The organism is Paenibacillus sp. GbtcB18, assembly GCF_019091125.1.
Classification (GTDB): domain Bacteria; phylum Bacillota; class Bacilli; order Paenibacillales; family NBRC-103111; genus Paenibacillus_F; species Paenibacillus_F chitinolyticus.
Map to the genome: position 1 here is coordinate 731,650 of NZ_JAGXJX010000001.1, position 14,673 is coordinate 746,322.

Here is a 14,673-nt window from a genome sequence, read left to right on the forward strand (position 1 = left end):
AAAGGGGGAGTTACGGATGAGTAAAGGACTGGAAATTGAGAAAATGTCCCATTTGACGCCTTTACAAGAAGGTATGCTGTTTCATGCGCTGATGAATCCCGATTCGCACGCTTATCTGGAGCAGGTGAGCTTGTCCATACGCGGAGAACTGGATGTGCAGGCGCTGGAAAGAAGTTTTCGCCTTCTTGTACAGCGGCATGAAACGCTCCGTTCGAATATGTATCACAAAAATGTCGCGAAACCCCGGCAAATCGTATTCAAAGACCGTGAGGCATCTGTCTTTTTTAAGGATCTGGCCTTGTTGCCGGATAGCGAACGGAATGCCGAACTTGAATCGCTGATCCAAGCCGATAAAAATCGTTCTTTTGACATAAGCAAGGAACTGCTGGTGCGGTTAACCGTTCTGCGGACAAGCCGGCAGGAATATACGCTGCTCTTCACGTTTCATCACATTATTATGGACGGCTGGTGCATCGGCATTGTGCTGGAAGAGCTGCTTAGTTACTACGAAGCCGAAAAGAACGGACGGCAAGCGTCCCTTCCAGAGGTCCGTCCCTACAGCCTGTACGTGCAATGGCTGCAAAAGCAGGATCAGACGGCTGCGTCGAATTACTGGCAGGCTCTGCTGGAAGGCGTGGAAGAACCGTCGGGATTGCCTGGCAATCCCGCGATATCCGGCGGTAAAGGCTACCTGCCGTCGGAACGGAAGTTTACGGTCGGGGCAGATATGGCCCGCCGGCTCCGTGGTATTGCGGAACGCAGCGGAGCGACAATCAGCAGCTTGTTCCTGGCCGCTTGGGCGCTCATTCTCGGACGCTATAACCGAAGCGAAGATGTCGTTTTCGGGACCGTCGTATCAGGCAGACCGCCGGAGATTGAAGGCATCGAGCGGATGGTGGGCTTGTTCATTAATACGGTTCCCGTGCGGATCTCGCTGCAGTCGGACAATACGTTTACCGGTTTGTTGAAGGAAATTCAGCGGCAGACGGTTCAATCACGCGCGTACGACTATTATTCACTGGCGGAAATCCAGGCTCAATCGGCCTTGAAACAGGATCTTATCGGGCATATCGTCGTATTTGAAAATTATCCGCTGCAGGAGCTGATCGGTCAGGAGGACTTGGAAAACCGGCTCGGATTCGCTATTACGGAGGCGGGATTATCCGAGCAGACTCCTTATGATTTTAATATCGAGGTAGAAGACGGGGAAGTTTTAACCATTACCCTTTCCTATAACGGACACACATACGATGAAGCGGAAATCGCGAGAATTCAGGGTCACTTGGAGACGGTTCTGGGCCAGGCCTCCAGCCAGCCGGAAAAAATCGTCTCCGAATTCACTCTTTTGTCCGAGCCGGAGCGGCAAGAACTTACGGAAGTATGGAGCGGTACTTCGGATTCCTTCCCGGAAGGGACGTTTCATGAACTTTTCGAGGCGCAAGCGGCAGAGACTCCGGACAAAACGGCGGTCGTGTACGAAGAGACCTCGCTGACCTACCGGGAGCTGAATGAGCGGGCGAATGTGCTGGCGCGTATTCTCAGAAAACAGGGCGTAAGGCCGGACAGTCCGGCCGCCGTTCTGCTTGAGCGTTCGGCCGATATGGTGACGGCAGTTCTCGCCATTCAGAAAGCGGGCGGTGCCTATATTCCGATCGATCCGACTTATCCGGCAGAGCGCATTGCATACATGCTCCGAGACAGCGGTGCGGGGGTACTGCTTACCCAGGCAAAGCTGACCGGTCTGCTCCAAGGAGCGGATTATCCGGGTAGTATTCTCGATATGCAGGGCCTTCTGGAAGCCGCAGAAAATCAAGGTTTTGTAAAACCTTTGAAAGCGGGAGAACAAGCGTCCTCGAATTCAGGTGAGGAAAAGGCCTGGATTTCCGGCTTGAACCGGGAAGAAGCGGTAAGCAACCTTGAGCCGGCCAATAAACCCGATGACCTTGCCTATGTGATCTACACGTCGGGAACGACGGGCAATGCCAAGGGTGTGATGATCGAGCACAGGCATTACGTGAATACTTCGTTCGGTTACCGGTATGGGTATCGGTTGAGGGAATTTGATGTGAAACTCTTGCAGATCGCGAGTTTTTCGTTTGACGTATTTGCGGGCGATCTCGCACGGACGTTCGTGAACGGGGGAACGATGGTTATCTGTCCCCAGGAGGTTCGGATCGATCCTTCCGCGCTGGCGAGCTATCTGGAAAAACACCGGATCACGGTGTTCGAATCTACGCCGGCTCTCATTTTGCCGCTTATGGAGCACGTGTACGATCACGGGACGGACGTCAGCGCTCTGAAGCTGCTGATCACAAGCTCCGACAGCTGCAGCGTGCACGATTACCGGACGCTGCTGTCGCGTTTTGCGGGAAGCATGCGGATCATGAACAGCTACGGTGTGACGGAAGCGGCCATCGATTCCAGCTTTTACGAGGAAGCTGCGGACAAGCTGCCGGAATCCGGCAATGTTCCTATCGGCAGGCCGCTGGGCAATCACCGCTTCTACATCGTGGATTCCGCGCTGCGGCCAGTCCCGGCAGGTGTGGCGGGCGAGCTGTGCATCGGCGGAGACTCCGTGGCACGCGGCTATCTCAACCGTCCTGAACTGACGGCGGAGAAGTTTGTCCCCAGCCCGTTTGCGGAAGGCGGCCGGTTGTACCGGACGGGAGATTTGGCCCGCTGGATGCCGGACGGAAACGTCGATTTTATCGGCCGGATCGACTACCAAGTCAAAATCCGCGGGTACCGCATCGAGCCCGGCGAGATAGAATCGGCGCTGCTGAAGCTCGAAGGAGTTGCGCAGGCCGTTGTCACCGACCGCACGGATTCAAGCGGGCACAAGTATTTGTGCGCTTATGTAGCGGGCCCTGCCGACGAGGCCTGGCTGCGGAAGCGGCTCGCCGCCGAGCTGCCGGGTTACATGGTTCCGGCTCATATCGTGAGGCTGGATAGCCTGCCGCTTACGCCTAACGGCAAAATTGACCGCAAGGCATTGCCGGCGCCTACCGGGGATCCGGCACCGGTGTCGGCTTACGCCGCTCCGCGCACTTTAACGGAAGCGCAGCTCGCGGAGCTGTGGCAGGAAGTGCTCGGCGTCAAAACCGTCGGCATCGACGATTCATTCTTCGAGCTTGGCGGGCACTCGCTCAAGGCGGTTCTGCTCATCGGCCGTATCGCCAAGCAGTTCAGCGTCGAGGTGCCGCTGCGGGAAGTTTTCGCCCATCCGACCGTGCGCGGGCTGGCCCCGCTAATCGCAGGTTCGGCGGAAAGCGCCTTTGCGGACATTGAACCAGTCGGCGAGAAGGACTACCATCCGGTATCGCCGGCTCAGAAAAGGCTGCTCATTATCGACCGTCTGGGAGACGCGGAGAGCGCTTATAACATGTGCGCCGCGCTGGAAATGACAGGTCCGCTTGACAGAGAGCGGCTGGAAGAGGCATTCCGGACGATGATTGGCCGCCACGAGTCCCTGCGAACGTCTTTTGCCGTAATCGACGGAGCACCCGTGCAGCGTATCCACAAAACGCTGGATTTCCGGGTTTCCTACCGCGAGCTGGCATCGGACGGGCACCGGGAAGCCCGCGATGAAGCCGCCGCGGCATCGGTAAGCGGGTTGCCGGCAGAAGCGGAATTGGGCTCAAGCGGTGCACAAGTCGAAGCGAAGCGGCCGGATTCGGAGCTTGAATCGCTTATCATGCCATTCATCCGCCCGTTTAATTTGGAACTGGCGCCTCTTATACGTGCGGAGCTGATCAAGCTGGAAGAAGGCAGGCATCTGCTTCTGGCCGATATGCACCACATTATTACCGACGGTATCTCGATCGAGGTGTTCGTAGAGGAGTTCAGCCGACTTTATGCCGGCGAGACGCTGCCTCCGCTCCGTATCCAGTACAAAGATTTTGCCGCGTGGCAGAAAGGGCAGATCGCCAAAGGGGCGGCCGAGAAGCAAGCCGCGTACTGGAAAGAGCTATTTGGCGGCGGAGAAGATGTACCTGTCTTGGACATGCCCGCCGATTATATCAGACCAGCGATCAAAAGCTTTGAAGGTGACAGCCTGACCTATGAAATCGGTAGCGAACTGACAGCCGACCTGCAGCGCTTGTGCGCCCAGACGGGGACGACCTTGTATATGGTTCTTCTCGCTGCTTTCAACACCCTGCTTCATAGATACACCGGACAGGAAGATATTGTCGTAGGATCTCCGGTGGCGGGTCGTCCGCACCCTGATCTGGAGACGATGCTGGGAATGTTCGTCAACACGCTGCCGATGCGGAACTTTCCTTCCGCTGATAAGCCGTTTTCGCATTTTTTGAAGGAAGTAAAAGACAGAGCGCTGCATGCCTACGAAAATCAGGACATTCCGTTCGAGGAAGTCGTCGAGCGTTTGCAGCTGCGCCGTGACGTGAGCCGCAATCCGCTGTTCGATGTGATGTTTGTACTGCAGAACACCGGCATGAACCAGTTCCAGTTCGACGGGATTACGTTCCGGCCGGTTGAGTTCGAAATGGGGATCGCGAAATTCGATCTGACGCTGAGTGTCGAAGAGTTCCCCGATAGGCTTGGCTTGTCGTTCGAATATGCGGTCAAGCTGTTTAAACGGGAAACGATCGAGAAGCTGAGTCGTCATTTCCTTAATATTCTTGAAGCCGTCGTCCGCAATCCGGATGTAAATCTCTCCGATATCGAGCTGCTGACCGAAACGGAAAAACACCGGATTATCGTTGAATTTAACGATACGAAGGCCCTGTTCCCGGAAAATAAAACGATCCACGGGTGGATCGAGGAACAGGCCGCCGAGGATCCGGACCGGATTGCCGTCGTTTTCGGCTCGAACCGGCTCACTTACGGGGAATTGGACGAGCGTGCGAACCGCCTCGCCCGTACTCTGAGGGCCAAAGGCGCGCGGAAAGACGGAGTTGTCGCCATTTTGACCGAGAGATCGGCCGAAATGATGATCGGTCTCCTTGCCATCCTTAAAGCGGGCAGCGCGTATTTGCCGGTCGATCCGGCTCATCCCCGTGACCGGGTCGGCTTCATGCTGGAGGACAGCGGAGCGCGTATCGTGCTTACCGCATCGAAGTGGGCCGAGCAACTGCCTGCCGGATACGAGTGCGTCCTGCTGGATGAAGAGAAGTCTTATCATGAAGATTTCAGCCCGCTGTCTTCCGAAGGAGCGGCGGGGCCCGGAAATCTGGCTTATGTCATTTATACCTCGGGTACGACCGGCAATCCGAAAGGCGTTATGATCGAACACCGGGCGCTGGTGAACCGAATTCACTGGATGCAGAAAAAATACCCGATCGGTCCCGACGATGTTATTTTGCAAAAAACGCCTTACAGCTTCGACGTATCCGTATGGGAGCTGTTCTGGTGGGGGACACAGGGCGCACGAGTCGTATTCCTGGCTCCCGGCGGAGAGAAAGAGCCGCAGCTTATTGTGGATGAAATCAAGCGAAGCCGCGTGACCACCCTGCATTTCGTTCCCTCCATGCTGTCTGTATTTCTTGACCATATCGAGCAGAATCGGCAGGCGGGAGAGTTGGGCTCGCTCCGTTATGTTTTCGCCAGCGGGGAGGCGCTTCAGGCCCAGCATGCAAACCGGTTTGACCGGTTGATCGGTACTTCAGGCGGAGCCGTACTGGCCAATCTGTACGGTCCTACCGAAGCGACCATCGATGTGACGTATTTTGACTGTCCGCAAGGTCAGCAGCTGGAGCAGGTGCCAATCGGCAAACCGATTGACAATACGGAGCTGTTCATCGTGGACGCCAAGCATCAAATCCAGCCGGTAGGCGTACCGGGGGAACTTTGCATTGCCGGAACGGGCTTGGCCAGAGGTTACCTTAACCGTCCCGAGCTGACGGCGGAGAAGTTCGTACAGATCCCACACCGTCCCGAGGCGAAGATGTACAAAACAGGGGATCTGGCCCGTTGGCTGCCGGACGGAAGCGTGGAATATATCGGGCGGATCGATCATCAGGTCAAAATCCGCGGTTACCGAATTGAATTGGGTGAGATCGAAGCGAGGCTTTTGAACCGGGACGAAGTTAAAGAAACGATTGTCCTGGATCGAACGGATGCGAACGGGCAGAAATATTTGTGCGCCTATCTGGTTTGCGCGGAAGATGCGGAGCTGACGGTTTCCGAGCTTCGCAGCGGACTCGCCGAAAGACTGCCGGATTATATGATACCCGCGCAGTTCGTTTTTCTGGATGCGATGCCGCTCACAAGTAACGGCAAAATCAACCGCAGGGCTCTTCCGGAACCGGACGGCTCGGTTAGACTGACGGCCGATTACGTCCAGCCGGAAACGGAGATGGAGCACACATTGGCCGAAATCTGGCAGGATGTGCTGGGAATCAAGAAGGTGGGAGTGCGCGATAATTTCTTCGAACTGGGCGGCGATTCGATCAAAGCTCTGCAAATTGCCGCGCGTTTGAACGGCAGAGGGCTCAAAATGGAGCTCCGGGACTTATTCCGCCATCCGCAGATCGAGCTGGTGATTCCTTATATCCAGGTTGTGCAAAGGACAATTCCTCAAGGGACCGTCCAAGGGCAGACGGAGCTTGCTCCTATTCAGCGGAGATTTTTCGAGCGTCACCGTACGGACCCGCATCATTATAATCAGGCCGTTATGCTGGAAAGTAAATCCAGGCTGAATGAAGATGCGCTTCGCCAGGCTTGGGATAAGCTGACCCTGCACCACGATGCGCTGCGCACCGTATTCCGTTCTACGGAAGAAGGCGGCGTTACGGCTGAAACGCGGGACTGGAAAGAGGGAGAGACATACGAGCTGCTCGCCTATGATCTTACTCTTGCGCTAGAACCAGGCCCAGAGATCGAGTCACTTGCGGATAAGCTGCAAAGCGGATTCTCGCTGAATCGCGGCCCGCTTGTGAAGCTTGCTCTTTTCCGCACAGCCGAAAGCGACCATCTTCTGATCGTTATTCATCATCTGGTTGTCGATGGAGTTTCCTGGAGAATTCTGCTGGAAGATCTGGAAACCGCCTACGAACAAGCGCTGGACGGCCATGCCGTTTCACTTCCGGCCAAAACCGATTCCTATCGCGAGTGGGCTGCCCGGCTGGCGGAATATGCGATCAGCAGCCGCGCTCAATCGGAGCTGAGCTATTGGTCCGCTGTCTCATCGCAAATTCCGAATTCGCTGCCGTACGATAATAAGGCGGCTTCGGATAAAGCCGAAGACGGCAAAGACTTTGAAATCGAGCTCGACCGCGAAAGCACGGAAAAGCTGCTGAAACACGCCCAGCAAGCCTACAACACCGAAATTAACGATCTGCTCCTTACGGCGTTAGGACTGACTTTCCAAGAATGGAGCGGCCTTTCCCGGATTGCCGTCAGCGTTGAAGGGCACGGCCGGGAAGAAATTATGAAAGATGTGGATGTATCCCGTACGGTCGGCTGGTTTACCGTCATGTATCCGTTTGTACTGGATATGAGCGGTCAAGGAGACTTGGGGCATCAGATCAAGCTGGTGAAGGACGGGCTGCGACGTGTACCGAACAAAGGAATCGGCTACGGCATCCTGCGCTATCTATCAGAAGGCATCAATCTCGAGGAACTTCCTTACGCTTTCGAAGAACCGCAAATCAGTTTTAATTACCTGGGTCAATTCGACGGCGAGGGTGACGGGGGGGCAAAATTCACGCCTTCCTCTTACCGGACAGGCGATGAAATCGGCGGCGGCAGCGAGAGACCGTTCGCTTTCGATATCAACGGACAGGTCACGGATGGAGTTTTCCGCTTAACCTTCAATTACAACCGTCATCAGTACCGGGACGACACGGTCGAGAAGCTGGCAGGCGGATTTAAGAAATACCTGCTGGAGCTGATCCGCCACTGTTGTGAAAAAGAGACCGCCGAGCAGAGTCCGACCGACTTTACTTACCAGAACTTGTCCATCGGGCAGTTCGAGAATATGGCGGCCCAGTTGGCCGGCAAACTAAAGCTTTAAAAACCTTTGGTCCTCCCCGTTTCACCGCTTAAGGCGGACATACGCTTCCGGGCGTCCTGCGGGACGGCCGGAAGTTTAAAGGAGAGTGAAATTGTGTCTCAAGTGAAGATTAAGGACATCTATCCGCTGTCCCCCATGCAGGAAGGCATGCTGTATCATTCCATGCTGGATCGGGATTCCGAAGTTTATTTTCAGCAAAATATCATTACCGTCGGTGAAGTGCTGGACCGTGAGCTGGTGCAGCAGAGCCTTCAGCTGCTTATAGAGAGATACGATATTTTCCGCACGGTGTTTGTATATAAAGAAACGGAGCGCCCGCTTCAGGTGGTGCTTCAGGAGAGGGAGGCGCCTTCCGTCCACACGGAAGACGTTAGCGGCTTGAGCGAGGATCGCAAAACGGCTGCGCTTGAACAGTTTACCGGAAGCGACAGGGCGAACGGTTTCGATTTGGAAAAAGACGTTCCCCTTCGTCTGGCTTTGTTTAAATGGAGCGAGACCACATGCAAACTCGTATGGAGTTTTCCGCATATCGTAATGGACGGCTGGTGCCTCGGCATCGTCGCCAACGACTTTTTCAGCCTGTACACTTCGCTTCGGGACGGAATTCGGGCCAGCCTGGAGCCGGTGTATCCGTTCAGCAGTTTTATCCAGTGGCTGGAAAATCAGAACAGGGAAGAGGCCGCAGCTTATTGGAGCAAGTACCTGGATGGCTTGGAAAACGAAACGACAGTTCCCGGGTTCAATCGGGCGGAGGGCAGCACCCCTTTCCGGCTTGAACATCATTCTTTGAAGCTGAACGCCGCACTTACACAAAAGATGGAGCAGATCGCAAAGCGTCGGCAGGTTACGGTAAGCACTGTCTTCCAGACAGCCTGGGGTGTGCTTCTCCAAGGGTATAACAACAGCACGGATGTCGTGTTCGGTACCGTCGTTTCGGGCCGGCCCGAAGAAATTAAGGGCATCGAGAACATGGTCGGGCTGTTCATCAATACAATTCCGTTACGCGTCAGCGGGGAGAAGAGCGAAAGCTTTGCCGCCTTATTGAGCCGTGTGCAGAGCGAATGGATGGAATCCAACGCGCATTCTTATCTTTCGCTTGCGGACATTCAGGCGCAGTCCCAGTTAAAGCATAATCTGATTCGTCATCTCGTTGTGTTCGAAAATTATCCGATATCCGAAGAACTGATCGGAACCGGAGATGAAACAGGAGGAGGGCCACGGGCAGAAGGAGAACCGGCCAAAAACAGCCTCCGCATCACGGAAGTGGACGGCTTCGAGCAGACGAACTATGAGCTTACGCTGACGGTAATACCGGGACGAGAGCTTGAAATCAAATTCAGCTTTAATGCGGAGAATGTCGAACTTGCGGGAATCCGCGCGATCGCCGGGCATCTGCATGAGGTGCTGGAGCAAATTACAGAAACGCCTGACATTCCGCTGGACAGCATAAATCTGCTCACGGATGAAGAACGCAGCCAGCTGCGTGGCTTTAACGATACCGGTGCTTCCTATCCCGCCGAGAAAACCATGCACGGCTGGTTTGAACTCCAGGCAGCCATGACTCCGGAAAAAATCGCCGTCATATTCGGTGAGAAGCGTCTTACGTACCGTGAACTGAACGTGCGCGCCAACCGTCTTGCCCGGCAGCTGCGCTTAAAAGGCGTGGAGCCGGACGCAGTGGTCGGTATTCTTTGCGAGCGGTCCATTGAGCTGATGGTCGGGCTGCTGGCCATTTTAAAGGCAGGTGGCGCCTATCTGCCGATTGATCCGGGGCATCCGCAGGAAAGAATCGATTACATGCTCGCCGACAGCGGGGCTGCTCTTGTGCTTGCGCAGAAGGAACTGTTGGAACGTGCTCCGGCCGGTGCAGAAACTGTCGAGCTCGATGCTGAAAATATTTTGACGGGTGACGGAAGCAATCTTTCTCGCGGATCGGGACCGGAGCATTTGGCTTATGTCATTTATACGTCCGGCACGACCGGAAATCCGAAAGGGGTCATGATCGAGCATCGCGCCCTGATCAACCGCCTTCACTGGATGCAGAAACGTTACCCGTTGGACGAAAAAGACGTCATTTTGCAGAAAACGCCTTACAGCTTCGACGTATCCGTTTGGGAGCTGTTCTGGTGGGGGGCGTACGGGGCTAAAGTCGTTTTTCTGGAACCGGGAGCGGAAAAAGATCCTGCGCAGATCGCAAGGGCTATCGACAAATACAATGTGACGACGATGCATTTTGTGCCGTCCATGTTATCCGTTTTTCTCGAGCATGCGGAGAGCCGGCTGGAACCGGGTGCTCTGGCTAGTTTGCGCTATGTATTCGCCAGCGGAGAAGCACTCAATCCTCAACAGGCGAACCGGTTTAATTCGCTGTTTTACCGGACTAACGGCACAAGGCTGATCAACTTGTACGGACCGACGGAAGCGACCATAGATGTTTCCTATTTTGATTGCTCCTTTGGAAAAGATCCGCTGGATCGCGTGCCGATCGGAAAACCGATCGATAACATCCGACTCTACATTACGGATAACTCGGGCCGTCTCCAGCCTGTCGGAGTTGCGGGCGAGCTCTGTATCGCAGGTACGGGGTTGGCCAGAGGGTATTTGAACCGGCCCGAGCTGACAGCTGAAAAATTCGCAGCAACGAGTTTTGATCCTTCCGGCCGCATTTACAAAACGGGTGATCTGGCCCGCTGGCTCCCGGACGGCAATATCGAGTACCTCGGACGGCTCGATCACCAGGTCAAAATCCGTGGCTACCGGATCGAGCTGGGCGAAATCGAAGCGGCTTTGCTCCGGCATCCGATGGTAAAGGAAGCACTCGTGATGGATCGGACCGACGGGCAGGGACAGAAGGTGCTGTGCGCCTATCTCGTCTGCGGTCCGGACCCGGCCCCGGAAACGGTACTTCTAAGGGAGTCCCTTGCCGTAAAGCTTCCGGGGTATATGATTCCTTCTTATTTCGTATTCCTGCCGGAAATGCCGCTTACATCCAATGGCAAAGTGAACCGCAGAGCGCTCCCTGCACCGGACACGGCCTGGGATGAAAGCGGGTATATTCGGCCCGAGGGCGAAACGGAAGAAGCGCTTGCCGCCATCTGGAAGGAAGTGCTGGGACTGGAACACCTCGGTGCCGGCGATTCGTTTTTTGACCGGGGCGGACACTCCTTGAAAGCGGCGCTGCTGGTTTCGAAAATACATCAACGGCTGCAGGTTGATCTACCGCTACGTCAGGTGTTCGAATCGCCTACGATCCGTACGATGGCCGAGGCGATCCGTAAGGAGGCCTACTCGGCTCACCAAGCTATCGAGCCTGCCGAACCGCGAGACGTTTATCCTGTCACTTCGGCTCAAAAAAGATTAATGGTGCTGGATCAGCTCGAACAAGAGAGCACGGCTTATCATATTCCGCATGTGCTGATCAGCAGGGTTCCATTGGATCGCAGACGTCTTCAAACCGTTTTTGAGAAGTTAATTGCCCGCCATGAGCCGCTCCGTACTTCCTTTGAGCAGATTGAATCCGAGATCGTTCAGAGAAGTCACCCTGAGGTGGTTTTTGAAGTAGAAGAAGTCACTTTGTCGGGAGCGGAGGCACCTTCCTTAACGGAACTTGGCGAAAGGGCGGAAATAAAGGAGAAGAGCGGGATTGAGGAGATTCCGGCCTTTTCAGGATTATCGGCGGTTTTGAAATCCGATGAAGGGATCGTGCCGGAAAATACGGATGTTAACAGAGCGAGCGGGTATCCGGAAGAGCCGACTGCTGTACAAGATATCCTTACACCTGCCGAGAAAGAGGCGCTTGACCGGGTTATCGAAGGGTTCATCCGGCCCTTTACCCTTGGGGAGGCTCCGCTTATCCGAGTTGGAGCGGCGGATCTGACCTGCGGGGGAACGGCGCTTCTAATCGATTTGCACCATATTATAGCCGATGGTGTTTCCATGGCGGTAATTGCCAATGAATTTAACCGGCTTTATGCCGGAGAAGAGCTGGCTCCACTTAAAATCCAGTACAAGGATTATGCTGTCTGGCAGCAAAAACGCAGCTCCAGTGGCGTATTGGACGCCCAGGAAGCTTATTGGACGGAGAAACTGAGCGGCGAGCTGCCGGTTCTGAACTTCCCGACCGATTATATGCGGCCACCGCTCCAGAGCTTCGAGGGAGACCGGTATGTCTTCACGCTCGGATCAAGTGAGGTAACAGCTTTGAAGCAAGCGGCATCCCGTGCCGGCGCGACTTTGTATATGGTCCTGCTCGCTTCATTCAACACGCTGCTGCATCGCTATACGGGACAAGAAGACATTATTGTCGGGTCGCCCGTTGCCGGCAGGACGCATGCGGATTTGCAGCCGCTGATCGGGATGTTCGTTAATACGCTGCCGATGAGAAGCTTTCCCGCCGGGGATAAAACGTTCGGTCAGTTGCTTGAAGAGGTCAAGCGAACCGCGCTTGAAGGATTCCAAAATCAAGAGATACCTTTGGAGACGATTCTGGACAAGCTGTCTCTCAAGCGTGATTTAAGCCGTAATCCTTTGTTTGATATGTTGTTTATTTTTCAAAATCTCGGTATCGAAGAGATCGGTCAGCAGGGTGAGCTGTTCCAATCTTATGAGTTCGGGCTTGCCGTATCGAAGCTGGATCTCACACTCCAAGCGGAAGAAAATGCAACCGGCGGCATCGATTTCCACTTCGAATATGCAACCGGCTTGTTCAGAAAAGAAACAATTCAGCGGCTTGCCAGTCATTATGTTCGCATACTGGAGGCTGCCGTTCGAAATCCGGACATTAAACTGTCGGCAATCGATATGCTGGAAGAACAGGAACGACGCATGCTTGTGGAGTCATTTAACGATACGGCCGCAGCGTTCGCCTATGACAAAACGATTCACCAGCAGTTTGAAGAACAGGCAGCTTTGACTCCTGACGCACCTGCTTTAGTGTTCGGCGATCAGGTCTTCACTTATCGGCAGCTGAACGAAAAAGCGAATTCGCTGGCCCGCACGCTGCAAAGTCACGGAGTCGGACCGGACCGGCTCGTGGGGCTGCTGACGGAGCGCTCTCCTTCGATGATGATCGGCCTCCTGGCCGTTCTGAAAGCGGGCGGCGCCTATGTGCCGATTGACCCCGATTTCCCGGCGGCACGCGTTGCCTACATGCTGGAAGACAGCGAAGCCCGAGTGCTGCTGACCGAGGGAGCACTGACGGAAGGTTTACAGACTGCGGGTGCCGTCATTTCTCTTGATGATGAAGGAGTTTACAGCGGCGAGACCGGCAATTTGGAGCCTGCCAGCGAACCTCATCATCTCGCTTACGTCATCTACACGTCAGGCTCGACGGGGAATCCGAAAGGGGTCATGCTCCAGCACCGTTCCGTATCGAACTTTTTTACCGGGATGCGGGAAAAAATCGAATTCGTTCCCGGTCGTAAAATTTTGGCTTTAACGACCGTGTCTTTCGATATCTTTGTGCTGGAGACGCTGCTTCCGCTTACCTGCGGGATGAGCGTCGTCCTTGCGGAAACACTGCATCAGACGGAACCGGGAGCGCTCAGCGGCCTGATTTCCGCTCACGGCATGGATACGCTGCAGATTACGCCTTCGCGCCTTCAAATGCTGCTCGGCAGCCCTGAAGGAGCCTCAAGCCTACAGAACGTCCGCAATATTCTCGTAGGCGGCGAGGCTATGCCGGTTGCGCTTCTGCGTTCATTGCAGGAGTTCCCGGGTTTGAACATCTTCAACATGTACGGACCGACGGAAACGACGGTTTGGTCTGCAGTACAGAACCTGACAAGAGCCGATTCCATCGATATCGGCAGGCCCATCGCTAACACGCAGATTTATATTGTCGACGCCGGAGGCAAGCTGCAGCCTGCCGGAGTGCCGGGCGAGCTCTGCATTGCGGGCGAAGGGCTGGCACGCGGTTACTGGAACAGGCCTGATCTGACGGAGGAGAAATTCGTTCCCTGCACGTTCGGCAAAGGCGGGGGACGCATGTACAAGACAGGCGACCTTGCCCGGTGGCTCCCGGACGGCAGCCTCGAGTTTCTCGGACGGTTGGACCACCAGGTCAAGGTCAGAGGGTATCGTATCGAACTGGGCGAGATCGAGACCGCTCTCGTACGCCATGAAGCCGTGGAAGAAGCTGTTGTCCTCGCAAGAGAGGATGCTTCCGGCGGACACACGTTAACGGGATATCTCGTTGTGAAAACAGAGATTCCGGCATCGGAAATCCGCTTCTTCCTTGGACAAAGTCTGCCGGATTACATGATTCCGGCCGCATTCGCCCAGCTTGAGAAGTTCCCTTTGACGCCGAACGGAAAAACGGATCGCAAAGCGCTGCTCGGCCTGGATGCCGTGCAAACTTCCGCAGCCGTTTACGTAGCTCCCGGAGATGAGATCGAAGAGCAATTAGCCGCCATGTGGGCTGGTATTCTGAGTGCTGCAAGAGTGGGAGTTCACGATAATTTCTTCGAGCTCGGCGGACATTCGCTCAAAGCGTCTTTGTTCGTGGCCCAAGTCCGTGAACAATGGGGAGTTGAGCTGGAGCTGCGCCAACTTTTCCGGCAGCCGACTATCGCGGAAATTGCAGAGCATCTCCGGCAGGAATTGGATGAGATTCGCAGGCTGGAGGAAATTTTACGGGAAATCGAAGCGCTTGAGCAGGTATAGAGGGTACAGATGGTACAGACCAGGAGAGGGGAGTG

Annotated in this window: 2 protein-coding genes; both read left to right on the forward strand. The window is 55.0% G+C overall.

From position 1 onward, the window contains the following. Positions 1–16 precede the first annotated feature (16 nt). Positions 17–7,975 carry a non-ribosomal peptide synthetase gene (locus KVT34_RS03480; protein WP_217556693.1) on the forward strand — a complete coding sequence of 2,653 codons (7,959 nt, stop codon included), beginning with the start codon at positions 17–19 and terminating at the stop codon, positions 7,973–7,975. A 93-nt stretch (positions 7,976–8,068) separates the two neighbouring features. Beyond that, on the forward strand, positions 8,069–14,638 hold the full coding sequence (locus KVT34_RS03485) for a non-ribosomal peptide synthetase (RefSeq protein WP_217556694.1): 6,570 nt from the start codon (positions 8,069–8,071) through the stop codon (positions 14,636–14,638). Positions 14,639–14,673: the final 35 nt, after the last annotated feature.